Raw genomic sequence first — 25935 nt, 5'->3', positions numbered from 1 at the left:
CGTCGGGTTCCCCTGATGCCACGGGTGATGCGGATCGGCAGCGGCTCGGTGAATCGATGTCCGCTGCGTTCGGTGCCGCCGCACGCAAGTCCGGTCTGGGCGCGATGGCCGAGGGCGACGCCCCCACCGGCAAGGCGTTGCTGCTCGCCATGGGTGGCGTGCGCGGCATCGTCGAGGCGATCCTGCCCGGACTCCTGTTCCTCGTCGTCTATACGCTGACCCTCGACCTGCTCCCGTCGATCATCGCTCCGGTCGCACTCGGGGTCCTCTTCTCCGTGGCTCGCCTCGTTCAGCGGCAGCCGGTCACGCAGGCCGTCGGTGGCCTGCTCGGCATCGCACTCTCAGCAGCCCTGGCCCTGCTGTCCGGGCGCGCTGAGGACTTCTACGTCGTCGGGTTCTGGACCAACGGCGCCTACGCCGTGGCCCTCCTCGTCTCGGTGCTCGTCGGGTGGCCCGTCGTCGGACTCGTGGCCGGCTACCTCATGGGCAGCGGCACGAGCTGGCGCTCCCACCCCGGACAACGACGCGCCATGCGGTGGCTCACGCTGGTGTGGGTGGCCATGTTCGCCGCACGACTCCTCGTGCAGCTGCCCCTCTACTTCAGTGGGAACGTCGAACTCCTCGGGACGCTCCGGCTCCTCATGGGCATCCCGCTCTACGCGCCGCTGCTCGTCCTCAGCTGGCTCGTCGTCCGCGCCGTGTTCCCGAAGGCGCCGCAGGCATCCACCGAGTGATCCGCCGAGAGCCCGGCCCGACGCGTCAGCGTGTCTCGGGCCGGGCTCTCGTCATGTCGGGAGGACCCGATCCTCGATGCTAGAATTGTCTCGACATCAAGATAGATGAGCGATGCCGAGATGACACGACGCGCCCCAGCCTGTAGTTAGGCAAGCCTTGCTAGCCGCGGAGCACCCGCCAGCAGCAAGATTGGTCGGAACGCACGTGAGTGAGCACTCGCCGCCGCCAACGAAGGAGAAGACGATATGTCCACCGTGAACAGCTTCGGGGCGAAAGGCACCCTGACTGTCGGGACGACCGACTACGAGATCTATCGCATCGACACGGTGGAGGGTCACGAGAAGCTGCCGTTCAGCCTCAAGGTGCTCCTCGAGAACCTGCTGCGCACCGAGGACGGTGCCAACATCACCGAGGCGCACATCCGCGCGATCGGCGACTGGGTTCCGACCGCGGATCCCGACACCGAGATCCAGTTCACCCCGGCTCGCGTCGTCATGCAGGACTTCACCGGCGTGCCGTGCATCGTAGACCTCGCCACCATGCGCGAAGCGGTCGAGGCACTCGGCGGCTCCGCCGACAAGATCAACCCGCTCGCCCCGGCCGAGATGGTCATCGACCACTCGGTCATCGCCGACCTCTTCGGCAGCGAGAACGCGCTCGAGCGCAACGTCGAGCTCGAGTACGAGCGCAACGGCGAGCGGTACCAGTTCCTCCGCTGGGGCCAGACGGCGTTCGACGACTTCAAGGTCGTCCCGCCGGGAACCGGCATCGTGCACCAGGTCAACATCGAGTACCTCGCCCGCGTCACGATGACGCGCGAGGTCGGCGGCGTCCTGCGCGCCTACCCCGACACCTGCGTCGGCACCGACTCGCACACGACCATGGTCAACGGCCTGGGCGTGCTCGGCTGGGGCGTCGGCGGTATCGAGGCAGAGGCCGCCATGCTCGGCCAGCCCGTCTCGATGCTCATCCCGAAGGTCGTCGGCTTCAAGCTGAACGGCTCCATCCCGACGGGCGTCACCGCGACGGACGTCGTCCTCACCATCACCCAGATGCTCCGCAAGCACGGCGTCGTCGGCAAGTTCGTCGAGTTCTACGGAGCAGGCGTCGCCGAGGTGCCGCTCGCGAACCGTGCCACCATCGGCAACATGAGCCCCGAGTTCGGCTCGACGGCCGCCATGTTCCCGATCGACGACGTCACGCTCGACTACCTGCGCCTCACCGGTCGCAGCGACGAGCAGATCGCACTGGTCGAGGCCTACGCCAAGACCCAGAAGCTGTGGCACGACGCCGACCAGGAGCCGGTCTTCAGCGAGTACCTCGAGCTCGACCTCGCCACCGTCGTCCCGTCGATCGCCGGCCCGAAGCGTCCGCAGGACCGCATCGAGCTGACGGACGCGAAGGCTCAGTTCGAGCGCGACCTCGTCGACTACGCCACGGTCGAGCACGACATCGTCGACCTCGTGGGCGCCGGTTCGTTCCCCGCCTCCGACCCGGCCGGTACCACGCCGCAGGACGAGGACGAGAACAACCACCACCACCACACGCACCGGAGCCACGCTCCGGCGTCCCTCTCGAAGCCGACCCAGGTCACCCTCGAGGAGAACGGGGTCGACTTCACCCTCGACCACGGTGCCGTCGCGATCGCCGCGATCACCTCGTGCACGAACACCTCGAACCCGTCGGTCATGCTGGCCGCAGGCCTCCTGGCCCGGAACGCCAGCAAGAAGGGCCTGAAGGCGAAGCCGTGGGTCAAGACCACGCTCGCTCCGGGTTCCAAGGTCGTCACCGACTACTACGCGAAGGCCGGTCTCACCGAGTACCTCGAGGACCTCGGCTTCTACACGGTCGGTTACGGCTGCACGACCTGCATCGGCAACTCCGGTCCGCTGCTCGACGAGATCTCGACCGCCGTCCAGGACAACGACCTCGCCGTCACCGCCGTCCTCTCGGGCAACCGCAACTTCGAGGGCCGGATCAACCCGGACGTCAAGATGAACTACCTGGCGAGCCCGCCGCTGGTCATCGCGTACGCCCTCGCGGGGTCGATGAACTTCGACTTCGAGGTCGACGCCCTCGGTGTCGACGCGGACGGCAACGACATCTTCCTGAAGGACATCTGGCCCGACGCGGCAGAGGTCCAGCACACGATCGACACCTCCATCAACAAGGAGATGTTCGACCACGAGTACAGCGGCGTCTTCGACGGGGATGAGCGCTGGCGTTCGCTCCAGACCCCCGAGGGCTCGACCTTCGAGTGGGACGAGGAGTCGACGTACGTGCGGAAGCCCCCGTACTTCGACGGCATGACCATGGAGACGACCCCCGTCTCCGACATCGTCGGAGCCCGCGTCCTCGCGAAGCTCGGCGACTCGGTCACGACCGACCACATCAGCCCGGCCGGCAACATCAAGGCCGACTCGCCCGCAGGCCGGTACCTCGACGAGCATGGCGTCGGTCGGAAGGACTACAACTCCTACGGCTCGCGTCGCGGTAACCACGAGGTCATGATCCGCGGCACGTTCGCGAACATCCGCCTGAAGAACCAGCTGCTCGACGGCGTGGAGGGCGGCTACACCCGCGACTTCACGCAGGCCGACGCACCGCAGTCCTTCATCTACGACGCGTCGCAGAACTACCAGGCCGAGGGCACGCCCCTCGTCATCTTCGGTGGCAAGGAGTACGGCTCCGGTTCCTCCCGCGACTGGGCGGCCAAGGGCACGAGCCTCCTCGGTGTCAAGGCGGTCATCACCGAGAGCTTCGAGCGCATCCACCGCTCGAACCTCATCGGCATGGGCGTCGTCCCGCTGCAGTTCCCGGAAGGCGAGAGCTGGGCCTCGCTCGGACTCGACGGCACGGAGATCGTGTCGATCGCCGGTCTCGAGGAGCTCAACAACGGCACCACGCCGAAGACGGTCCGCGTGAGCGCCGTCCCGAGCGAGCACTCGGCCCCCGGCAAGGAGCCGGTCGAGTTCGACGCGGTCGTCCGCATCGACACGCCAGGTGAAGCCGACTACTACCGCAACGGCGGCATCCTGCAGTACGTGCTCCGCAGCCTCGTCTGACGACGAGGCTCTACCACCAGGCCGGTCCCGACAGCAACCGTCGGGGCCGGCCTGCTGCGTTCGCCGCCCACCCCGCCCACGACGCGTACACTCGAAAGACGGGCTCCGAGCGATCGGACGGCCCACGGTGGAGGGACGACAGCGTGACAGTGCTCGATCAGGTGAACGGACCCCGGGACCTCGACGGCCTCTCCGAGGCGGAACTCGTCGAACTCGCCGGCGACATCCGCGCCTTCCTCATCGCGAACGTCTCGAAGACGGGCGGACACCTCGGTCCGAACCTCGGCGTCGTCGAGCTCACGATCGCGATGCACCGGGTGTTCGACTCCCCAACGGACCCGATGGTGTTCGACACCGGTCACCAGTCCTACGTCCACAAACTCCTGACCGGCCGTCAGGAGTTCTCCGGGCTCCGGACCCGGGGCGGCCTCGCCGGCTACCCGCAGCGTTCCGAATCCGAGCACGACATCGTCGAGAGCTCGCACGCGTCGAGCTCGCTCAGCTGGGCGGACGGTATCTCCCGCGCCTTCCAGATGACCGGGCAGGACGAGCGCCATGTGGTGGCGGTCGTCGGCGACGGCGCACTGACGGGCGGCATGACGTGGGAGGCGCTCAACAACATCAGCGACGACAACACCCGCCGGCTCGTCATCATCGTCAACGACAACGGTCGGTCGTACGCGCCGACCATCGGCGGTATGGCGCGGTTCCTGAGCGGTGTGCGGACCCGCCGGAGCTATCGCGACCTCCGCGAGCGCAGCCAGCGGGCCTTCAACCTCCTCGGCGGTCCGGGACGCGCGCTCTATCGGGGCGTCCGCGGAGGCGCCCACGGGTTCCTGTCCCGCCTCACGAACAACGAGGCGCTCTACTCCAACCTCGACATCAAGTACATCGGGCCGGTCGACGGACACGACATCCACGCGATGGAGGAGGCCCTGACCCAGGCGAAGCACTACGGTGCGCCGGTGATCGTCCACGCGATCACCGAGAAGGGTCGTGGGTTCCAGCCGGCACGGGACGACGACGCCGACCAGTTCCATGCCGTCGGCGTGATCGATCCCGAGACCGGGGAGCCCGTCGGGGCAGCGTCCCGACCGTCCTGGACGGCCGTGTTCAGCGAGGAGATCCTCGCGGTGGCCGAGGCCGACGACCGCGTCGTGGCCATCACGGCCGCCATGCTGCGGCCGGTCGGGCTCCACGCCTTCGCCGAACGCTTCCCCGAGCGGGTGCACGACGTCGGCATCGCCGAGCAGCACGCCTTCACTTCGGCGGCCGGGCTCGCGTTCGGTGGACTGCACCCGGTGGTGGCCGTGTACGCGACGTTCGTGAACCGCGCCTTCGACCAACTGCTCATGGACGTCGCGCTGCACCGCGCGGGGGTCACGATCGTCCTCGACCGCGCCGGCGTGACCGGCCCCGACGGACCGAGCCACCACGGCATCTGGGACCTCGCGATCCTGCAGGTCGTCCCGGGTATCCGGATCGCGGCACCGCGTGATGGCGAGCGGCTGCGCGAGGAACTGCGTGAGGCCGTCTCGATCGACGACGCCCCGACCGTCATCCGGTTCCCGAAGGGCAGCGCCCCCGCCGAGCTCCCGGCCGTCGAGCGTCTGCACGACGGTGTCGACGTCATCCGGACGACCGAGCAGCCGGACGTCCTCATCGTCGCCGTCGGCCCGATGGCGCCCATCGCGATCGACGTGGCGGACCGACTCGCCCAGCAGGGCATCGGCGCGACCGTCGTCGACCCCCGCTGGGTGGTCCCCGTCGCCGAATCGCTCGTCGAGCTCGCCGCGGCGCATCGGCTCGTGATCACCATCGAGGACGGCATCCGCGTCGGAGGTATCGGCACCCGCATCAGGCAGACCCTCCGCGAGGCCGGCGTCGACACGGCCGTCGACGAGCTCGGCGTGCCGGACGAGTTCATCGACCACGCGTCACGCGAGCAGATCCTCGAGGATGCGGGCCTCACAGCGCAGCAGATCGCCCGCGACGTCGTGGCACAGGTCCTCGGCAGCCGGATCCCCGTCGCCCGCCCACTGCCTGACGACCGCGTCGAGCAGGACACGTCTTCGGAGCGGAGCACGACGAGGCCCCACGGCGCCTGAGCGGGGGCTGTGGCACGCTTGACTTCGAGTGCACTCGAAGTCGTATCGTGTGGACATGACCACTCTCCACGAGGGCTACGCCATCTCCGACGTCGCCGAACGAACCGGACTGAGCGTCCACACGCTCCGGTACTACGAGCGCGCGGGGCTCATGCCACGTCCGATCGGCCGCAGCTCATCGACGCACCGCCGCTACAGCGAGGGCGACGTGTCCTGGGTCGTGTTCCTGACGAGGCTCCGATCGACGGGCATGCCGATCGCGACGCTCCGCGAGTACACGGAGTTGGCTCAGCGCGGTGACGACACCGCCGAGGCGAGGCTCGAGCTGCTGCTGCGGCATCGGATCTCGTTCCTGGCCCGCCTCGAGGAGATGCAGCAGTCGCTGGAGGTCATCGATCGCAAGATCGAACTCTACACAGAACAGGTGGCAACACGATGAAGCACATCACACTCGGCACAGCCGGACCAGACATCGCCCGGATCGGCCTCGGCTGCATGGGGATGTCCGCGTTCTACACCGGTGCCGCCCTCGACGACGCGGCGTCGACCGCGACGATCCACCGCGCCTTGGACCTCGGCGTCACCTTCTTCGACACCGCGGAGATGTACGGCCCCCACCTCAACGAGGAACTGCTCGGAGCTGCACTCGGCTCGCGCCGGGACGAGGTGACCCTCGCGACCAAGTTCGGGACGATCCGCAATTCCAGTGACGGACAGTTCGGCGCTGATGGCAGCGCCGCGAACGTCCGCCTGTCGATCGAGGGATCGCTGCGCCGACTCGGCACCGACGTCGTGGACCTCTACTATCTCCACCGCGTGGATCCGGGCGTGCCCATCGAGGAGACGGTGGGTGCACTCTCGGAGCTCGTCACCGAGGGCAAGATCCGGTACATCGGTCTGTCGGAGGCGGCGCCGGACACGATCCGGCGTGCACACGCCGTGCACCCGATCACCGCGCTGCAGACGGAGTACTCGCTCTGGAGCCGCGACCCCGAGGCGGAGATCCTGCCGACCGTCCGCGAGTTGGGCATCGGCTTCGTCCCCTACTCACCGCTCGGTCGCGGGTTCCTCACCGGCACGATCCGATCGCTCGACGTGCTCGACGAGACCGACTTCCGTCGCGCCAACCCGCGCTTCACGGGGGACAACCTCGCTGCGAACATCGCGATCGTCGAGGAGGTCGACCGGATCGCCGCGTCGCTCGATGCGACACCGGCCCAGGTGGCGCTCGCCTGGTTGCTGGCCCAGGGTGACGACATCGCGCCGATCCCCGGCACGAAGCGGATCCCGTACCTCGAGGAGAACCTCGGCGCCGACGAGCTCTCCCTGTCGGCCGACGCGCTCGCTCGACTCGACGCACTCCGTCTCCCTGCCGGCGACCGGTATCCGGACATGAGCACCGTCAACCGCTGAGCTCCGGCAGGCGCTGAGGGCCGGCGTCGCTCGAGGCTCAATCATGAGAGCGGGGTGCCGTCCACCGATGGTGGAGGACACCCCGCTCTCGCGACACCGCGCGGACTACGCCTGGACGCCCCGGATGGGCGGGTGGTGGAAGGTGTCGCCGAAGGCACGCTCGCTCGCACCCACGCGGTCCAGGTACGGCGTCGCTCCGCCGTCCTGGAACGGCCAACCCGCACCGAGGATGAGCCCGAGGTCGATGTCCTGGGCGGCTGAGACGACGCCCTCGTCCAACATGAGCTTGATCTCCGACGCGAGGCCGTCCTCGACCCGTCGCAGGATCTCGTCCTCGCTGAGCGGGCTGTCGCCCGTGACGAGCACCTTCTGGGCCTGCTTCGTGAAGCCGGTCACCTTGCCGCCCTTGTCCTTCTCGACGACCGAGTCCAGGCCGGCGAGCCGGTGGAGGTTCTCCGACGCGAAGAACCGGTCGGGGAACTTCCCGACCATCGTGTCCTGCACGTGCGCGGCGACCTTCCAACCGACGAGGTCGATGAGCTGGAAGGGCGTCATCGGCAGGCCGATGGGCGCGAAGGCACGTTCGACCGTCAGCAGCGGGGTGCCGGCGTCCAGGGCGTGCGCCGCCTCACCCATGACCTTCGCCAGGAGTCGGTTGACGATGAAGCCGGGAGCGTCGGCGGTGAGGATGGCGCTCTTCTTCAGCTTCGCCGCGGTGGCGAAGGCCGTCGCGAGCGTCTCGTCGTCCGTCTGGGGTGTGCGGACGACCTCGAGCAACGGCATGACGGCGACCGGGTTGAAGAAGTGGAAGCCGACGAGCCGCTCGGGGTGCGCGAGCTTCGCCCCGATCTCCTCGACGGAGAGCGAGGAGGTGTTCGTTGCGAGGACCGCCTGCTCCGAGACGTACTGCTCGACCTCGGCGAACACGCTCTGCTTGACGCCGACCTCTTCGAAGACGGCCTCGATGACCCAGTCGCAGTCCGCGAAGTCGGCCTTGTCCGTGGTGCCGGACAGGAGCGCCTTCAGGCGGTTCGACTCGTCGGGGGAGATGCGCCCCTTCCCACGGAGGGTGTCGATCTCGCCGTGGATCCGGGCGACGCCGGCGTCGACGTGGCCCTGGTCGAGGTCGGTGATGACCACCGGCACCTGGAGTCGCCGGAGGAAGAGCAGCGCGAACTGGCTCGCCATGAGCCCGGCACCGATGATGCCGACCTTCGTGACACGCCGGGCGAGCTGCTTGTCGGGCGCTCCTGCCGGGCGCTTGGCGCGCTTCTGCACGAGGTCGAACGCGTACATGCTCGCCTGGAACTGGTCGCCGACGATGAGCTCGGACAGCGCCCGGTCCTCTCGCTCGAACCCCTGTGCCTTCGTGCCGCTGCGGGCGGCCTCGAGCAGGTCGAGGGCCGCGTAGGGCGACTTCGCGACCGTGCCGATCTTACTCTCGAGCATCTTGCGGGCGGTGCTGATGGCGAGCGGCCACTTGATCGTCCGCTCCACCTTGCCCGGCACGTTCTTGCGCTGCACGGTCACCGTGCCACCGAGCACCCCGTCGGCCCACCGCAAGGAGTCCTCGAGGAAGTTGGCGGACGGGAACATGACGTCCGCGATGCCGTAGGCGAGCGCGTCCTGCGCCTTGAGCATCCGGTTGTTCTTGAGCGGGTTCGAGATGACGACGTTGAGTGCGTTCTCGATGCCGATCAGGTTCGGGAGCAGGTAGGCGCCGCCCCAGCCCGGGATGAGTCCGAGGAACACCTCGGGGAGCGCGATCGCGGGCGCCGAGGCGTCGACGGTCCGGTAGTTCGCATTGAGGCCGATCTCGAGTCCGCCACCGAGCGCGAGTCCGTTGATGAAGACGAAGGTCGGTACGCCGAGGTCCTCGAGCTTGCCGAAGACGTGGTGGCCGAGCTGCGCGAGCTTGGTCGCGACCTCACGGGACGGGATGTCGCCGACCTTGCTCAGATCGGCGCCGGCCGCCAGGATGAACGGCTTGCCCGTGATGGCGACGCCGTCGATCTCGCCGGATGCGGCACGGGTCCGTTGCGCCTCGAGGACGCCGTCGAGCTCGAGCAGCGTGACCGGGCCGAGCGTGTTCGGCCTCGTGTGGTCGCGTCCGTTATCGAGGGTGATGAGCGCGATCGTGCGTCCGCTCGCCACGGTGACGTCCTTCACGAAGGAGCGCGTCACGACCTCGTCGTCGCCGCTGATCGCGACGAGCTCCGAGAAGTCGATGGTCGTGTAGTCGGTCATCTACTTGCGTCCCTTCTTGCCGGTGAAGTACGGGTTCTCCCAGATCACGGTGCCGCCCTGGCCGAGGCCGACACACATCGCCGTGAGGCCGTAGCGCACTTCGGGGTGCTCGGCGAACTGCGCCGCGAGCTGGATCATGAGGCGGACGCCGGATGCCGCGAGCGGGTGCCCGACCGCGATCGCGCCACCCCACGGGTTCACCCGCGGGTCCTCGTCGTCGATGCCGAAGTGGTCGAGGAAGGAGAGCACCTGGACGGCGAACGCCTCGTTCAGTTCGAACAGACCGATGTCCTCGATCGACAGACCGGCCTTCCGCAGCGCCTTCTCCGTGGACGGCACGGGACCGATGCCCATGATCTCGGGCTCGACGCCCGCGAACGCGAAGCTGACGAGGCGCATCTTCGGCGTGAGGCCGAGTTCCTTCGCCGTCGAGGCACTGGCGAGCAGACTCACCGTGGCGCCGTCGGTCAGCGGCGAGGCGTTGCCTGCGGTGACACGGCCGTGGGGCCGGAACGGCGTCTTCAGTCCGGCGAGCCCCTCCATCGTGGTCTCGGGACGGAGCCCTTCGTCGCCGGTGGCGAGTCCCCATCCGCTGTCGCTCCGGAGCGCGACCGGGACGAGGTCGGGCTGGATCCGTCCGGCTTCGTAGGCGGCCGCGACCTTCTGCTGGCTGCGCATGCCAAAGCGGTCGGAGCGTTCCTTCGTGAGCTGTGGGAACCGGTCGTGGATGCGCTCGGCCGTCTTGCCCATGTTCAGCGCGTCCTCACTGACGAGGCGCTCGGCGAGGAACCGCGGGTTCGGGTCGGCGTCCAGCCCCATGGGGTGACGTCCCATGTGCTCGACGCCACCGGCGAGGACGAGGTCGTAGGCACCGAACGCGATGCCGCTGCCAAGGGTCGTGACCGAGGTCATCGCTCCGGCGCACATGCGGTCGATCGCGAATCCGGGGACGGACTTCGGGAGGCCGGCGAGCAGCGCGGCGGTCCGGCCGAGCGTGAGCCCCTGGTCGCCCTGCTGGGTCGTCGCCGCGATGGCGACCTCGTCGATGCGGTCGAGCGGCAGACCGGGATGACGTTCGAGCAGCCCGATGATCGCCTTGACGATCAGGTCGTCAGCCCGGGTGTTCCAGTACATGCCCTTTTCGCCGGCTCGTCCGAACGGTGTCCGGACTCCATCAACGAATACGACGTCGGCTTGTTCGGCCACGTTGCCTCCTCATTCTCGGGGTACGCCCCGATCCTAGGCGGCAGACACGGGTGGACACCCGGGTGCAGCGCTTCCTACGAAGCGTCCGGGTCAGGCTCCACCGGGGATTGGGCCGACTCGACAAAGGCGTCGGTGATCGCCCGGGCGGTCGCGTCGATCTGCCACGGGCGTGCCTCATGCTCGGCGAGTGCTGCAGCGACCGTCTCGACGGTGAGTGGTTCGGGCGGCGTCCAGGCCAGGCGACGAAGCGTCTCCGGCGTGAGCAGGTTCTCGACCGGCATCGTCAGGAACTCCGCCGTCGCGAGGATCTTCGTCCGTGCCGCGGTGTACCTGGCGTGCGCATCCGGGTTCTTGTCGGACCAGCTGCGCGGGGGCGGCAGCGTGTCGCTGGCCGGGCGGGCACCGGGGAGGTCCTCGGTGGTCTGGCCGGTGTGGATCGCGTTCCACCAGAGGTCGAGTTCGGTTCGGCTCGCCCGCCCACGGAAGTCCGAGAGCGCTGCGAGGTCCCGCTTCGAGCCGGGGTTGGCCTTCGCGGCCGCGGTGATCGAGGCGTCGGGGATGAGCCGCCCGGGGGCGGTGTCGCGGCGCTGCGCGAGTTCGTCACGCGCGACCCAGAGCTCGCGAGCGACGGCGAGGTTGCGTTGCCCGCGGACGGCATGGAGTCCGGAGAGGCGGCGCCAGGGCTCGGCGCGGGGAGCCTTCGCCTCCCGGGCGAGCGTCGCCTGGAACTCCTGCCGCGCGATGTCGCTCTTCCCGGCATCCTCGATGCGGGCTGCCAGTTCCTCCGCGGCGTCGACGAGCAGCTCGACGTCGAGCGCCGCGTATTCGAGCCAGGAGGCGGGGAGGGGGCGGGTCGACCAGTCGGCGGCGGAGTGCTCCTTCGCCAGATGGATGCCCAACAGTTCCTCGACCACGGCGCCGAGCCCGACACGCGGCAGCCCGAGCAGACGGGCCCCCAGCTCGGTGTCGAAGAGCTCGCTCGGGTCGATGCCCACTTCGCGGAGACAGGCGAGGTCCTGGCTGGCCGCGTGCAGGATCGACCGCTCACCCTGGATCAGGGCACCGAGTTCGGCCATGGAGCCGATGGCGGGCGGGTCGTAGAGGAAGACGCCGGCACCGCGACGGTAGACCTGGATCAGGTAGGCACGCTGGGAGTACCGGTAGCCCGACGCGCGTTCGGCGTCGAGCGCGAACGGTCCGTGGCCCGCGGCGAGCACCTCCAGCGAGCCGAGGTAGGCCTCACGGGTGTCGGTGACGACCCGTGGTGCGGTGGGCGCGGGCGGCGGGAGGAGCGGTGCTGATTCGGGCGCCGCGTCACTCACGGTGAGCTCGTTTGACGGACAACAGGGAGACCCCTTCGGTGGTCGGAGGCAAGCCGGCGAGCATGCACAGCAGCTCTCCCCATCCTTCCACGTGCGCCGCGACGTCGCTCTCCAGCGGGGTCCACGACGCTCGGAGCTCGATCTGTGCGCCGTCGCCCTGCCGGGCGAGCTCCCCGAAACCACTCGAGATGATCTTCGTCGCGGTGCCGGACGCTGCCTGGTAGGAGGCGCCACGGGTGTCGAGGGCGTCCACGAGCCAGGACCAGGCGACCTCGGCCAGGAATGGGTCGAGTCCGATCTCGGTCTCCAGGGGGGCCTGGGCGAAGCAGACGACGCGGAAGCGTCCACCCCAGGCGTCAGAGCCGTCCGGGTCGTAGAGGAGGACGAACCGCCCCGTACCGAGGTCGGAGTCGGCATCGTGGCGACTCGGTGAGACGTCGGCCGCGAGGGCGATGGCGAAGGGCGCGAGATTGCTCGGCGCGGGGATCTCCGTGACTCTCAGATCGGGCCGGACGGCTGCAGCGCGAACAGCGTCCACCGCTCGGGCGAACTCTTCGGGAACCTTTGCCGTCGTCGGACTCTCTACCACGACTGAAGACTAGAGTTACATCCCGATGAATGGGCAGAGGCACGCCGGGCGGAGACGCGGACCCGGGTCGCAGGCAGGCGGTCGAGGAGCGGCGAGCACCGGCATCCGACGGCGGGGTTCGGCGACGGATGCGATCGTCATCGCCGGTGGAGCCGCTGCCGCCGTGGGCGCCCTCGGCCTCGCCGTCGTCGCGACCATCGCCCGCAAGGTGGTGGTCCCGGCTCGGGACCGCCCGAGTGAGGCACGCATCGTCGGGTTGGACCGTGCCGGCGGGACGGTCGAACTCGTCGCGTCCCCGGACACGATCGTCCCCGGCCGCTACGGCAGCTGGGTGACGAGACGTGCCGCCTACGTGCAGCTGGGCGACATCCTCGAGGTACGCCAACACACCGTGGTCCGGACGCTGCTCGGCGGCGACGTCGACGCACTCCGGGTCGGCCAGGAGGCCGAGTTCAGCGGGTGGTTCTTCCGCCGCCCGGAGGAGCTGGGCCTCGCCCACGAGGACGTGCTCGTACCGACCCCGCTCGGGCCGGCGCCGGCGTGGGCGATCCACCCGGAGGACGGACCGTCCACGCGCTGGGCCGTCCTGGTGCACGGCCGGGGGACCACGCGATCCGAAGCGCTCCGAGCGGTGCCGAGCTTCCGCAACGCCGGGTACTCGTGCCTGCTCGTCTCCTACCGCAACGACGGCGACGCTCCGCCCGCGCTGGACTTCCGCTACGCGCTCGGCGACGAGGAGTGGCGCGACGTGGACGCCGCGATCGGTTGGGTGCGTGAACAGGGCGCCGCCGACGTCGTGCTCATGGGCTGGTCCATGGGCGGAGCGATCGTGCTCCAGGCCTCACGACGGACGACGCACCCCGAACTCCTCCGCGCCGTGGCGCTCGATTCGCCGGTCATCGACTGGGTGGACGTCCTCCAGCACCAGGCCCGGGAGAACCGGATCCCCAGTGTGGTCGGTCGGGTGGCCCTGCTCGCCATCAGCCGCCGGTGGGGACGCCTCCTGACCGGGCAGGCGACGAGCATCGATCTCGGTCGGCTCGACTACGTCGCCAACGCCGCCGACCTCGCCTTGCCGATCCTGCTGATGCACAGTGACGACGACGGTTACGTCCCGGCGGGGCCGTCGCGGGCGCTCGCTCTCGCACGACCGGACATCGTGACGTTCGTCCCGTTCACCGTCGCCCGTCACACGAAGCTCTGGAACTACGACCCGGAGCGTTGGACCGCCGCGGTCTCGGACTGGCTCGACGAGCTCGTGCCGCTACCGCCCGGGCACTGACCGACGGGCCGACGACTCAGACGAGTTCGCGGAGGCGGCGCTTCGTCCGGCCGAGCAGCGCCGACATCCCGCGCAGCCGCAGCGGCGACACCGCCCGGGAGAGTCCGATCATCTGCGGGAAGTCGTCGGGGACGGCGAGGACCTCGTCGACGGTGAGTCCGGCGAGCCCCTGGACGAGGATGCTCGCGAACCCACGAGTGGTCGGCGCCTCCTCGGGAGCCGTCGCGAACAGGTGCACGATGCCGTCCTCGTCGACCTCGACGAAGAAGAACACGGGCGCCTGGCACTCGAGCACCCGCTCCATCAGATCGGGGTGGTCGCGGTAGCGCTCCGGGAGGTCCGGCAGCTCGTCGCTGAATTCGAGGAGCAGCTGCAGCCGTGAGCGTTCCTCGACGGCGAGGAACTCATCTCGGATCTCGGCGAGGTTCGGGGCGAGGAGGGAATCGGTCATGGTCTCTCCAGTATCGCAGCCGTGAACAGCGGACCGCCCTCCCGCACGGTGCAGCCGTGCGGAAGGGCGGTGGGCGGACGAGCTCAGCGCTTCGGTGCGTCGCCCGGCTCGGCGCCCTGCACGATCGGCACGCGCACGGCGCTGCCCCATTCCGTCCAGGACCCGTCGTAGTTGCGGACGTTGTCGAACCCGAGCAGGTGCTGCAGGACGAACCACGTGTGACTCGACCGCTCGCCGATGCGGCAGTAGGCGATCACCTCGTCGCCCTCGGCGAGGCCTGCGCCGTCGCGGTAGATCGCGTCCAGCTCCTCGACCGGCCGGAAGGTCCCGTCCTCGGCGACCGCCTTGCCCCATGGGACGCTCTGCGCACTCGGGATGTGACCGGCGCGGAGCGCACCCTCTTCGGGGTAGGCGGGCGCCGTGGTGCGTTCACCGCTGTACTCCTCTGGGGAGCGGACGTCGATGAGCGGCTTGCCGAGGTGGGCGAGCACGTCGTCCTTGTAGGCGCGGAGGGCAGCGTCGTCGCGCTCCACCACGGGGTACTCGACGGCGTCGCGCTCCGTGGCGTCGCGGGTGATCGCCCGGCCGTCCGCGATCCACTTGTCGCGTCCACCGTCGAGCAGCCGGACGTCCTCGTGTCCGAAGAGGCTGAAGACCCACAGGGCGTAGGCGGCCCACCAGTTGTTCTTGTCCCCGTAGATGACGACGGTGTCGTCTCGCGAGATCCCCTTGGATCCGAGCAGTGCGGCGAATGCGGCTCCGTCGATGTAGTCGCGCTCGACCGGGTCGTTGAGGTCGGTGTGCCAGTCGACCTTCACCGAGCCGGGGATGTGGCCGGTCTCGTAGAGGAGGACGTCCTCATCGGACTCGACGACGACGAGACCGGGTTCACCCAGGTGCGCTTCGAGCCACTCCGCCGTCACGAGGCGCTCGGGGTGGGCGTAGGCGGTGAACTTGGTCGAGGTCGAATCGGCGTCGACGGTCATGGGTACCTCCGGTCGTGCAGCTGGCTGCGGTGGGGCTCGGGTGTCGTGCATCTAGGCTGGAAGCCTGTCCCTTCGACAGTACGCCGTCCGCACCACCGAACCGCACCGATGCGTCAGACGCCGTAACCCAGCACCCATGCAGAGCCAGAGGTTTGCCGTGACCACGCCTTCCGTCCCGACCGGATTCCGCAGCCTCACCGACCGTGTCCCCACGGCCAGTGGCGCCGAGATCGTCGCGAGCCTGACGCCGCCCCGGCAGTTCGAGCAGGCGAGCTTCGACTCGTACCGTCCGGATCCCGACTTCCCAGGCCAGGCGGCCGCGGTCGAGAAGCTCCGCGGTTTCTTCGCGCCCCAGGCCGGCGGCGGTGGCGGATTCTTCGGACGGCGGAAGTCCAAGGCCCCGGCGGCCAAGCCGGGCATCTACCTGGACGGTGGCTTCGGCGTCGGCAAGACCCACCTCCTGGCCGCGCTCTGGCACGATGCGCCCGGTCGGAAGAAGTACTTCGGCACCTTCATCGAGTACACGGCCCTCGTCGGCGCGCTCGGCTACGCGGCGGCGGTCGCGCAGCTGACGGGCGCGACGCTCATCTGCATCGACGAGTTCGAGCTCGACGACCCGGGCGACACGATGGTCATGACCCGACTGCTCGGGGAACTCGTCGCGACCGGGACGAGGATCGCTGCGACCTCCAACACGCCGCCGAACGCCCTGGGGGAGGGCCGCTTCGCCGCAGCCGACTTCCTCCGCGAGATCCAGGCCATGAGCGCCAACTTCGAGACCCTCCGCATCGACGGCACCGACTACCGCCGTCGCAGCATCGAGGGGCACGCCGTGGTGAGTTCCGAGGAACGGTTCGACGCCCGCACCGCGGAGGCGGCGGCCGCCGACCGGGACGTCACGGTCGACACCTTCGACGGTCTCATCACCCACCTCGCCGCCGTCCACCCGTCACGGTTCATCGGACTGCTCGACGGCGTCGACCTGATCGCGCTCCGCGACGTCCACGAGTTGACCGACCAGGGCCAGGCGCTCCGGCTCGTCGCGTTCATCGACCGGGTGTACGACGCACAGATCCCCGTGGTCACGACCGGCACGGCCCTCGACGAGGTGTTCGGTGGCGACATGCTCAACGGTGGATACCGCAAGAAGTACCTGCGCGCGATGTCGCGCATGATCGCCCTCACCTCGATGGACTGACCGGTCCCACCGCGTCACGAAACACGCTGTTTACCTGGGCGGCACTCGCGTAACACATCGGAAACACGCTGACAGTCGTGCGGAAACCTCCGTTCTCCAGACTGGTCGCTGTACCGAGTCGGACGGCGAGACCTAGCTCAGCCAGTCCTCACCATCTCGGGCACCCGTTGCAAGACCACGATGTGTGAGGAAGATCCAATGGATACAGGCAGTATCGCTTGGGGAGTCACGGCAACCGCTCTGGTGCTGTTCATGACCCCCGGCGTCGCATTCTTCTACGGCGGCCTCGTGAAGGCGAAGAGCGTCGTCAGCATGATGATGATGAGCTTCGGCGCGCTGGGCCTCATCAGCGTGCTGTGGATCCTCTACGGCTTCAACATGTCGGCCGTCGGCAGCCCGCTGGAGTTCGCGGGCAACCCGTTCTCCGACTTCGGGATGACCGCACTCGCGAGCGGCGAGAGCGCGAACACCGACCTCGTGGGCGCGACCTACGGCGCCACCTTCGCGATCATCACGATCGCGCTGATCTCCGGCGCCATCGCCGACCGTGCGAAGTTCGGCTCCTGGATGATCTTCGCCGGCCTCTTCGCGACCATCGCGTACTTCCCGATCGCCGCGTGGGTCTGGGGCGGCGGCTGGATCATGAACCTCGGCACCACGCTGTTCGGTGAGGATGCCGGCATCGGCGTCATCGACTACGCGGGTGGAACCGCGGTGCACATCAACGCCGGAGCCGCCGCGCTCGCCCTCGCCCTGGTGCTCGGCAAGCGCATCGGCTTCCAGAAGGGCATCACGAAGCCGCACAACGTGCCGCTCACCCTCCTCGGTGCCGCCATCCTGTGGTTCGGCTGGTTCGGCTTCAACGCCGGCGCCGAGTGGCTGAACGAGCTCGCGAACGTCGGACTCATCGTCGTCAACACCGTCGGGGCCACCGCTGCCGCCATCATCGGCTGGATCGTCGTCGAGAAGTTCAAGGACGGCAAGGCGACCTCGGTGGGCGCCGCCTCCGGTGCCGTCGCGGGTCTCGTCGCCATCACCCCGGCGTGTGCGAACCTGACTCCGGGTTGGGCGCTGCTCCTCGGCATCGTGGCCGGCGCCGTCTGCGCCATCGCCGTCGAGCTGAAGTTCAAGCTCGGCTTCGACGACTCCCTCGACGTCGTGGGCATCCACCTCGTCGGTGGCCTCATCGGCACCCTGTACCTCGGCTTCTTCGCGACCGAGACCGGCCTCTTCGTCGGCGGCGGCATCGAGCAGCTCGCGGTCCAGGCCATCGCCGCCTTCGCCGTCCTCGTCTACTCCTTCATCGTGGCCTTCGTCATCGGCTTCGCGATCGAGAAGACGATCGGCTTCCGCGTCAAGAACGAGGACGAGATCGCCGGCGTCGACACCTCCGTGCACGGCGAAGAGGGGTACGCCCTCGTCGACTGACCTCGACCGCCTCCGCTTCGCCGAACGGGCGTCGTCCACCAGGACGGCGCCCGTTCGGCGTTCCCTGCGGTGGGAGCCGCGGACGATAGGGTGACGGCGTGTCAACCTTCACCTCGATCATCCGCCGCGTCGCGAACGCACTCCTGGGCCCCTCCACCCGCGCCGCCTCCAGTGCGGTGCGCACCGCCGGCCTCGCGACACCACCGACCACCACCGCCGCTTCACCCGGACGCTCAGGACGGACGGCGACGGTCGAGGTCGATCCGCGGGCGGTGGGCACCGTGTCCATCGACTACGCCCCGGCCGTCGACGGCGATCCCGATCCTGGCGAGATCGTCTGGACCTGGGTGCCGTACGAGGAGCGCGACGGGCGTGGCAAGGACCGTCCGGTGCTCATCGTGGCGCGCTCGACCGGAGGCTGGGTGCTGGCGGTGCAGCTGACGAGCAAGGATCATTCGCAAGACGGTGAGTTCGTGCCGCTCGGCACCGGCGGATGGGACAGTGCCGGCCGTCCGAGTTGGGCGAACCTCGACCGCGTCTTCCGCGTGCACCCCGACGGGATGCGGCGGGAGGCGGCTCAGGTCCCGCGTGATCGCTTCGCCCGAGTCGCCACTGGGCTCCGTTCACGGTACGGGTGGCGCTGACCGACCTTGTGACCCGCCGCTCAGGCGTACCGGTCGCTCCGTCGCGGCGCTGCGTCCCACGGCACCTGCCCGTGCTCCCAGGCGTCCGCGGAGCTTGGGGTGGCCGGTGCAGCGGACCGGCGTCCACCCGGCACGGCACGCTCCGCCTCGGCGAGCGTCGCGAACCGACCGATCAGTCGGCGGTCCTCTGACCGCGGAGCCCAGGTGACGCAGCGGAAGTAGGCCGGTGCGCCGCTCGGTGCGAAGTACTTCACGAGACCGGCTGGCCGGTCGGGTACCTCTCGCATCACGATCCACTCGGCCTCGCCGATGCGGATCGGCGGGGCAGCGGGCCGGTCGGACATGGTTCGAACATATGTTCGATTTCGGGGGTTGTCAAGCCGCATCGGACGCCGGCCCAGTGCAGCAACGGTGGCCCTCCTGCTTCACGACGTCACACCGATGGTTTGCTACGGGCTCGCCAGGGCGAACGCTCGCCACGTCCCGTCCGGGGGCACGATCAGGCACGGCATCCCCAAGGCGGCACCGCCGACATCGTCGTGCGCTGAGTCGCCGATCATGAGGCAGTCCGCCGGATCGACGCCGAGCGCGTCCGCGGCCAACCGGAAGATCCGCGGATCGGGCTTCACACATCCGACCTCGTAGGACAGGATCACCGCGTCGATCGCGTCGGCGATGCCCCATCGCCCGAGCGCCGGGCGGATGTCCAACGCGATGTTCGAGACGATTCCGAGACGCATCCCCGCCGCGGATGCTCGGGCGATGAAGTCGGATGCGCCTGCGTTCAACGTCCATTGGTTCGGCATCACCGCGTACAGCGCTTCGGCGACGTCGATCGGTATCGCGTCGTCATGGCTCAGGGTCGAGACGAAGGCGTGCCGATGCGCGGTGGGGTCGAGATCCCAGTCCAGAGCCGGGAACAACCGTCTGGCTTCAACCCACACGTTTCGGATCCGCTCACGTGGGATCACCCCCGGCGCAGGCCCACCCGCGAGCAGGTCGCTCGCTTCGTCGATCCACTCGTCCACCGAGCGGACGACCGCCAAGGTGTTGTGGAAGTCGAGGAGCACCGCGCTCGGGCGCGGAGCCGACTGGTGCGACGGTCGCGCCTCAGTCGATCCCGTTGCGCGCACCGGCTGACCGGAAGCTCCATCACCGTCGTCGTCGCTCATCCCAGCAACCTAGCTCAGCACCGCAGCCGGAGGAACCGGTCACCGCGCGTGGTGGAGGGTCGGCGGGTCTCCTGCCTATCCGACGCGTTCGAGCGGCTCGACCGGAGCCGACCGCTCGATCTCGGCGACCCAGGCGTGTCGGGTCTCCGGATCCTTCCGGATCGACAGGAGCCGGTCCATGTAGGGCTCGAGCGCCGTCACCTTGTCGAGCGGGGCCCCGATCACGAGCTGGAAGCCGAGCCGCAGCCAGGCAACCACCGCGCGGCCGGCGAACTCCGAGTCCGCCTTGATGAAGCCCTCGTCGAGCAGCACCGGCGCGAACCTCGGACGCGGCCGGTCCTCGTCACCGAGCTGGTAGCGCAGGGCGGCACCGACGATGAACGCGACGAGCTCCTGGGTCTCGCCACCGCTCTTGTCGCCGAGCGAGGAGTAGACGCTGACGTCCTGCCCGGACGTGTCGTAGCGCACGGCGGTGATCTCGACGTGACGGCGCACGTCGAGCACCTGGTCGCGGGTGGACTGGGAGCCGGCACCCGTGTCGCGCATCGACTCCATGAACCGGCGGAGCCGCTGGAACCGGGCCTCCAACTCCTCGTCGCCGAGGTTCGCGGTGACTTCGCTCGACAGGGCGCGCAGCTCACGTCGAAAGGCTGACGCCTCCTCGCGATGCACCCGGCGGAGGACGATCTTCAGACGATCGTGCGCCGGTCCGAACGGCAGGTCGCGCAGGATGTCGTTGACCGGGACCAGGCGGTCCTCGATCTCCTCGACGGCGCTGTCGAACGCGCTGCTGAGGGGGACCAGGTCCTCGCCGCTCCACTGGGACAACCGACGGCGCCACTCCTGACGGCGCTCGGGGAGACCGGTGCCGAGGATGCCGTCGAGGATCGCCCGGTAGTCGCCATAGGACTCGAGCGTCGTGCCGAGGTTGGGGTCGTGCCAGATCGACTGGTACTGCTCGAACACATGCACCTGTGCGAGCGCGGCCTGCTCCGCCTGGCGGACGGCCGAGGACAACTCATCACCGAGCCGGGCGCGGAGCCGCTTCATCGCATCGCCGAACCCGCCGAGTGACGGCACGCCGCCCACCGCTGCGAGAGCGGCTTCGATCCGCTCGACGTCGGCGGGGGAGACCTCCTCCACCTCGGAGCGCTCGAAGAGGTCGATGACCGTCGTCGCAGCGTCCTGCTGATCGACGAGGACCCCGTGCTCCTCGTCGAGGCGTCTGACACGGTCCTCGGCCGGGAACCGCTCGGCGTTCGCGGCGTCGAGTTCGCGTTGAGCGGCCGCCACCGACCCCTGGAGCTCCTGCAGGACGTCACTGGCGTCGAGCAGACGCTCCAGCTCGGCCGCGGCGGCGTCACGATGCACCGCAGCACCGGCGACGTCGATCCTGGCCCACTCGGTGTCGAGACGATACCGGTGGGCGGCCCGCTCGGCCTCACGACGCGACAGCCGCTGCTGGATGCCGGCCTGTCGACCGGCGATGACCTCGAGGCGCCCGCGGATCTCCGCCGTCTCCGCCTCGATCGACGCGATCCGCGCCTCATTGGTGAAGCCGAGGATCGGTGCACCGCCCGTGTCGCCGTGGGAGCCGCGGCGGCCGTCACGCAGCTGGCCGTTCACGGTCACGCGGCGACCGCCACCCGAGAGTTCCGACGGAGACTCCACGCACCGCGCGTCGATCCGGTCCGAGGTCACGCGCTGCTCGATCCACGTGCTGAACGGCGAGGTGCGGTAGGTGACACGGCCGGAGATGAACGCGGGGTCACCTGCGTCGGGGGAGGACGGCTCGTGCAGCGGGACACCCTCGAACTGCAGGCGGACCGGGATCCGGACCGCGTCGATCGCACGGCCGAACGCGTCGAGGTTTTCCTCGTCGACGAGGACGGTCCTCGCGAGCCCGTGCAGGGTGACCTCGATCGCGGGACGCCAGGCGGCATAGGCGGGAGCGACGTCGATGAGCTCGGCCACGAACGGCAGCTGTTCGGGATCGAGTCCGGCCGCCTCGGCGAGGGCGAGCCTCGCCCGGTGGAGTCGATCGGGGACCGCGCCGTCACGGCCGCGAAGCGACTGCAGCTCACGGCGGAGCTCGGTGTTGCGTTCCTCGAGGGGGAACGCTTCGCGATGCAGCTGGGCGCGATCGGTCTCGATGGCGTCGAGCGCGGTGTCGTCGTCGGCGAGGAAGTCCTCGCTACGGCCGAGCGCACGCCGGAACGATGCTTCGTCCTCGATCGGATCGTCGAGGACCTCGGTGCGCTCGTCGAACAGCGACCTGGCTCGCGCCACCTCGGCGTGCGTCGCCTCCGCGGCCTCACGCCGTTCCTCGGCGCGCCGCAGCGCGCTCCCGCCCTGCTCCGACACCTGACGCTCGAGTTCACGGACCCGGACTCCCGCCGCAGCGGCTCGTGCCCGGGCCGCCTCCAGCGTGGCTCCGGCCTCGAGCTTCTCCCGCCGGTTCCGGGAGACCGCTTCATCGAGCAGCGCCTCGTGTGCGCGACTGCGCCAGACGGTGAACGGGGTCGTGCCGTCCTCGGTGAAGCCGAGGCGCTCGAGGTCGGCAGCCGCCCGGTGCCCGTCCTCGTAGTCGCGACGCAGCTCACCGAGCCGCTCGAGCACCCGAGCCTTGCGGCTCTCGGTCTCCATCGCGAGGTACGCCTCGTCGAGGGCCTCGAAGTGCGACAGCGCCCGGTCGGCCGCGTCGTACGTGCTCGGACGCTCCAGCACCATCGACTTGTACAGGCCGTCGACCGTCGGCAGGTGCTGCCCCGCCTGGATCCGGGCCAGTAGACGCATCGCCCGACCACCGTCGCCGCCGGCACCGATGCCGAGACGGGTGTGCAGGGTGTAGGACAGCTCGGCGTAGGTGTCGCGGACGACGAATCCGGGGATGCGACCCTGGAGCTCGCCGGCGTCGAACCGCTTGGGCACGAACGCCTCGAGGTCCGTGAGCTCGAACGGGCCGTCGACGGTCGCCATCGTCATCGACAGGTCACCGGTGCGCAGCGCGCGACGGGGGACGAGGTAGGCGCGCACGACGGTGAAGCGACGGTCGTCGTCGTTGAGGAACGTCACCGCCACGGCACCCCAGGTGAGCTGGTCCGTACCGCGCAGGTTGATGTCGCGCATCGCCCCGGTCTGCGGGTCCCGGGCCGAGTCGACCTTGCCGCGGAGATACGTGAGCAGGTTGCGCTGGTCCGGGTTCCGCGCGCGTCCGACCGCCGCGTCGTTGGATGCTCCGTTGAACGGCACGTCCGACGGCATCATGACCGCGAGGTACGCGTCCATGAGCGAGCTCTTCCCGGTGCCGGAAGCGCCGGAGATGAGTGTCGCGCGGGAGGCGAAGTCGACCGATCGGTACCCGTCGAACCCACCCCAGTTGATGACCTGCATCCGTTCGATGCGCCACTGCTCGACGAGGTCCAGCAGGGTGTCGGTGTCCGTGGAGCGGCTCATCGGTCGTCCTCTGCTGCTGGTGGCTGGGTCTGGTCGTCGGGGGAGTCCTGCGACTCGGCTGCGGTGCCGTCGGGCTCATCGTCCGAGTCCGAGTCCGAGTCCGCGTCGGCATCGGGTCGCGGCTGCTCGGAGGCCGGATCGACCGCTGTGGTCTGCGTTTCGAGCCACTCCAGGAGCTCCTGGAGGCGTTCGAGGGGGAGGAGCGTCTCCACCACCGACGCGATCCGGTGGCGGCGGGCGTCCTTGGTCCGCAGCAGGACCCGCGCGGTCAGCAGCTTGTCGATCGCGCGTTCGACGCGTCCGTCGTCACGGGCGCGGTCGGTGGCGTGCTCGGGGCGGAAGCTGGCGACGAAGCCGAGCAGCTCGTCGTGTTCGACGATCGCGGCTCGTGCGCCGTTGGCCAGTTCGGTCCGGAGGCGCGTCCGCAGGTAGACGAGCAGGATCGTCTCCTCGCGGCTGTAGCTGGTGTCGTGCAGCAGGGTCGGGAAGGGACGCCGCCCGCTCTCCGAGCCCGCCTGACGCTTGAAGGCGACCTCAGCCGAGCGGTCCACCTCGAGCTCCAGGAACAGCTCGTTGAGACGGGACCGGAGCAGCGACTCGGACTCGAGGACCGTCCGCCACTCGGCAGGCTGGAGCGCGGGGCTGACGTAGCGGTGCTTCAGCAGAGCGACCAGCGCACGACGTTGAGCGGCATCGAGACGTCCCTCGTCCCCTTCGAAGAGGGCGAAGGAGTCGTCATCCGGGCCGGCGACCGGCGCCTCGGCTGGTGCGAAGGCGTCGAGGCCGTCCGTCGTCAGGTCGTCCGACATCGGGTCGGTCGTCGCCGTCACGGTGGCTTCCGTCTCGGAGGTCATGTCATTCCGTTCCGCGCCGGGCCTGGTCGGCCGGAGCAGTGGTCGTGGTGGTCGTGGCCCGCGTCAGCGCTGCGACACCGGCCTCACCGAGCGGGAAGGCCGGGAGTTCGAACGCGGTGGTCGTCCCGTCCGGACGGACCGTCTCGTAGCGACGGCGTGGTGCCTGCTCGTCATACGTGCCCAGCTGGGTCATGAGGTGGACGAGGCCGAAGAGCTCCACCGGTCGTCGGAGTTCCGGATCGAGCCCGGAGAACGCCGCATGGGCGTCCTCGGCACCGGAGGTCACCGCATCGAGGAGTCCGGCCCGGAGCTCGTCGAGGAGCGGACCGCCCTGGGACCGGAGGGTGTCGAGCGACATCGCCGCGCCGTCGGTCCGTTCGACGGACGTCGCGATCGGCGGCGGAGCGACCTCGACGTCCGGATCGTAGAACCGCTCGCGCAGGTGCTCGATGTCGATGGTCTCGGGGAGGAGCGGCAGGTCGACGGTCGCGCGTGGTCCGGCGGTCCGCATCCAGATGCCGAGGCGCTGGTTCAGTGCTCGCAGGGTCGTGTCGAGTTCGCGGTCCTGCACGACGTCGTGATGCACGATGTGGTCGCGGAGCGTCGCGGTGAGCCGCCGACGCTGCGCGAGGACGTCGTCGATCCCCTGTCGGATGATGCCGACGGCACCCCGGAAGCCACGGAGCTCCGCGGGCCCGAGCCTGGCCGAGAAGGGGTGGTCGAGGATCGTGGAGAGGTCGCGCTTGAGGTCCTGCAGCAGATCGTCGTTGCGGAGGAGCTCGAAAGCGCCCTCGAAGGCCCGACCCTCGGCCGTCGCCGTCATCAGTTCGTCGGTGCGCCGCAGGTAGTCGTCGAGGATCTCGCCGATCGGACGGGTGTCGTTCCGGAAGTCCTCGACGATCCGCCGGTGCATCGCGATGACCGACTCCTCGACCCGGCGGAAGTCGCTCGGGAGCTGACGGATGAGGTCGGCGATGTTCGCGTAGCCGTCCTGCATCCGGTCGTCGCTCGCCGCCACGACGGTGCCGCCGGCCGCGACCCGTTCGCGTTCCGCCTGGAGCTCGGCGAGCTGCGCGTCGATACGACGCAGATGCTCGTCACGGTCCGGGTCGGCCTGCAGCGCCCATCGGCGCACCGAGTCGAGGATCATGGTCAGGCGCGACTCGCTGATGAGGGCACGGTCGTGTGCGAGGCCGTCGACGAGCGACACCGCTTCGAGCGCGTGCGAGGTGAGCGAGTACTGCTCCTCGCCGTCGTCGGTGCTCGTCCGGACGAGCCACTGGTCGTGCACCCATTCCCGGCAAAGGGTCCGTCCGCCACCGCGTTCGTCGCCGCCGGCCGGGATCCGCGCACCGCGTGCCGCGAGTTCGCCGAGGTACTCCTCGACCTGCAGATGGAAGCGGTCCGCTGCGACGAACTGGACGTCGCGACCGAACGTGGTCCGGAAGATCGCCACCACCGCGGGTGCGGTCGGTCGGCTCAGCAGCCGGATCGCAGGACGCTCCAGCGCGTCCCGGACGCGGCCGAACTCTCCGTCGATCTCTCCCACTGCACTCCTCGATCGTCCGGGCACACGAACACCCCGAGGCCACCGCAGCTGCCAGATTATCAGCGCACCGCACCCGTGGTGAGCCACGCCCGGCATCGACGCTCCCGATCCGCCCGGGCCCGGTCCGGCCGCTGTCAAGGTCCAGGGTCAGGCCGGGTGGTCCGGTTACGGTGAGGACATGGGAACAGAGCGATGCCCCGAGGTCCTGCGGGGAGACGGTTGAGCCGCGC

The 25935-nt window shown here is 69.3% G+C and carries 20 protein-coding genes; 9 read left to right on the top strand and 11 right to left on the bottom strand.

Going from position 1 to position 25935, the window contains the following annotated elements:
- Nucleotides 1-56: 56 nt before the first annotated feature.
- From CCK91_RS06185 to CCK91_RS06165, 5 genes are all read left to right on the top strand, one after another.
- Nucleotides 57-734, top strand: a complete 678-nt coding sequence (locus CCK91_RS06185) for a DUF3159 domain-containing protein (RefSeq protein WP_086473786.1) — start codon at nucleotides 57-59, stop codon at nucleotides 732-734.
- Between the two features lie 246 nt (nucleotides 735-980).
- A complete protein-coding gene (locus CCK91_RS06180; RefSeq protein ID WP_086473326.1) occupies nucleotides 981-3800 on the top strand; it encodes an aconitate hydratase in 2820 nt (939 codons plus the stop codon).
- Between the two features lie 143 nt (nucleotides 3801-3943).
- Entirely contained in the window at nucleotides 3944-5908 is a 1965-nt protein-coding gene (gene dxs / locus CCK91_RS06175; protein ID WP_086473325.1) for a 1-deoxy-D-xylulose-5-phosphate synthase, read from the top strand.
- A gap of 55 nt (nucleotides 5909-5963) precedes the next feature.
- Nucleotides 5964-6347 (top strand): MerR family transcriptional regulator, encoded by a 384-nt coding sequence (locus CCK91_RS06170; protein ID WP_056011194.1) that lies wholly within the window; start codon nucleotides 5964-5966, stop codon nucleotides 6345-6347.
- Nucleotides 6344-7321 (top strand): aldo/keto reductase, encoded by a 978-nt coding sequence (locus tag CCK91_RS06165; protein WP_086473324.1) that lies wholly within the window; start codon nucleotides 6344-6346, stop codon nucleotides 7319-7321. The genes CCK91_RS06170 and CCK91_RS06165 overlap by 4 nt, the downstream gene beginning before the upstream one ends.
- Nucleotides 7322-7426: 105 nt before the next feature.
- Here the strand turns inward: CCK91_RS06165 and CCK91_RS06160 are convergent, their stop codons facing one another.
- From CCK91_RS06160 to CCK91_RS06145, 4 genes are all read right to left on the bottom strand, one after another.
- Entirely contained in the window at nucleotides 7427-9568 is a 2142-nt protein-coding gene (locus CCK91_RS06160; protein ID WP_086473323.1) for a 3-hydroxyacyl-CoA dehydrogenase NAD-binding domain-containing protein, read from the bottom strand.
- Complete coding sequence (locus CCK91_RS06155) at nucleotides 9569-10774, bottom strand: thiolase family protein (protein ID WP_064293790.1); 1206 nt, start codon at nucleotides 10772-10774, stop codon at nucleotides 9569-9571.
- Nucleotides 10775-10848: 74 nt separating this feature from the next.
- Nucleotides 10849-12096, bottom strand: coding sequence for an HRDC domain-containing protein (locus CCK91_RS06150; RefSeq protein WP_086473322.1), 1248 nt, complete (start codon nucleotides 12094-12096; stop codon nucleotides 10849-10851).
- A complete protein-coding gene (locus CCK91_RS06145; protein ID WP_079002473.1) occupies nucleotides 12089-12685 on the bottom strand; it encodes a DUF3000 domain-containing protein in 597 nt (198 codons plus the stop codon). The genes CCK91_RS06150 and CCK91_RS06145 overlap by 8 nt, the downstream gene beginning before the upstream one ends.
- 25 nt (nucleotides 12686-12710) lie before the next feature.
- Here CCK91_RS06145 and CCK91_RS06140 point away from each other — a divergent pair, with 25 nt between their 5' ends.
- Entirely contained in the window at nucleotides 12711-13967 is a 1257-nt protein-coding gene (locus CCK91_RS06140) for an alpha/beta hydrolase family protein (RefSeq protein WP_079705892.1), read from the top strand.
- A gap of 16 nt (nucleotides 13968-13983) precedes the next feature.
- On the opposite strand, the gene CCK91_RS06135 is transcribed toward CCK91_RS06140, so the two are convergent.
- Nucleotides 13984-14418 (bottom strand): SufE family protein, encoded by a 435-nt coding sequence (locus CCK91_RS06135; RefSeq protein ID WP_086473321.1) that lies wholly within the window; start codon nucleotides 14416-14418, stop codon nucleotides 13984-13986.
- Between the two features lie 83 nt (nucleotides 14419-14501).
- A complete protein-coding gene (locus CCK91_RS06130) occupies nucleotides 14502-15404 on the bottom strand; it encodes a sulfurtransferase (protein ID WP_086473320.1) in 903 nt (300 codons plus the stop codon).
- Between the two features lie 136 nt (nucleotides 15405-15540).
- On the opposite strand from CCK91_RS06130, the gene zapE reads away from it, so the two are divergent.
- The 3 genes from zapE (at nucleotide 15541) to CCK91_RS06115 (ending at nucleotide 18674) form a co-directional block, all read left to right on the top strand.
- Nucleotides 15541-16602, top strand: a complete 1062-nt coding sequence (zapE, locus tag CCK91_RS06125; protein WP_086473319.1) for a cell division protein ZapE — start codon at nucleotides 15541-15543, stop codon at nucleotides 16600-16602.
- A 198-nt stretch (nucleotides 16603-16800) separates the two neighbouring features.
- Nucleotides 16801-18030, top strand: coding sequence for an ammonium transporter (locus CCK91_RS06120; RefSeq protein WP_086473318.1), 1230 nt, complete (start codon nucleotides 16801-16803; stop codon nucleotides 18028-18030).
- A 98-nt stretch (nucleotides 18031-18128) separates the two neighbouring features.
- On the top strand, nucleotides 18129-18674 hold the full coding sequence (locus CCK91_RS06115) for a type II toxin-antitoxin system PemK/MazF family toxin (protein ID WP_240773637.1): 546 nt from the start codon (nucleotides 18129-18131) through the stop codon (nucleotides 18672-18674).
- A gap of 20 nt (nucleotides 18675-18694) precedes the next feature.
- On the opposite strand, the gene CCK91_RS06110 is transcribed toward CCK91_RS06115, so the two are convergent.
- The 5 genes from CCK91_RS06110 to CCK91_RS06090 form a co-directional block, all read right to left on the bottom strand.
- Nucleotides 18695-19018: a hypothetical protein gene (locus CCK91_RS06110; protein WP_086473317.1), complete on the bottom strand. Its 324-nt coding sequence runs from the start codon at nucleotides 19016-19018 to the stop codon at nucleotides 18695-18697.
- A gap of 105 nt (nucleotides 19019-19123) precedes the next feature.
- On the bottom strand, nucleotides 19124-19846 hold the full coding sequence (locus tag CCK91_RS06105) for an HAD family hydrolase (protein WP_086473316.1): 723 nt from the start codon (nucleotides 19844-19846) through the stop codon (nucleotides 19124-19126).
- A 75-nt stretch (nucleotides 19847-19921) separates the two neighbouring features.
- On the bottom strand, nucleotides 19922-23302 hold the full coding sequence (locus CCK91_RS06100) for an ATP-binding protein (protein ID WP_086473315.1): 3381 nt from the start codon (nucleotides 23300-23302) through the stop codon (nucleotides 19922-19924).
- On the bottom strand, nucleotides 23299-24156 hold the full coding sequence (locus tag CCK91_RS06095) for a DUF4194 domain-containing protein (protein WP_086473314.1): 858 nt from the start codon (nucleotides 24154-24156) through the stop codon (nucleotides 23299-23301). The genes CCK91_RS06100 and CCK91_RS06095 overlap by 4 nt, the downstream gene beginning before the upstream one ends.
- Nucleotide 24157: 1 nt before the next feature.
- Nucleotides 24158-25705, bottom strand: coding sequence for a DUF3375 domain-containing protein (locus tag CCK91_RS06090; protein WP_165766992.1), 1548 nt, complete (start codon nucleotides 25703-25705; stop codon nucleotides 24158-24160).
- Nucleotides 25706-25935: the final 230 nt, after the last annotated feature.

Source organism: Plantibacter elymi (nom. nud.), assembly GCF_900177795.1.
Taxonomy (GTDB): domain Bacteria; phylum Actinomycetota; class Actinomycetes; order Actinomycetales; family Microbacteriaceae; genus Plantibacter; species Plantibacter elymi.
This window is presented reverse-complemented; position numbering and strand designations above follow the sequence as displayed.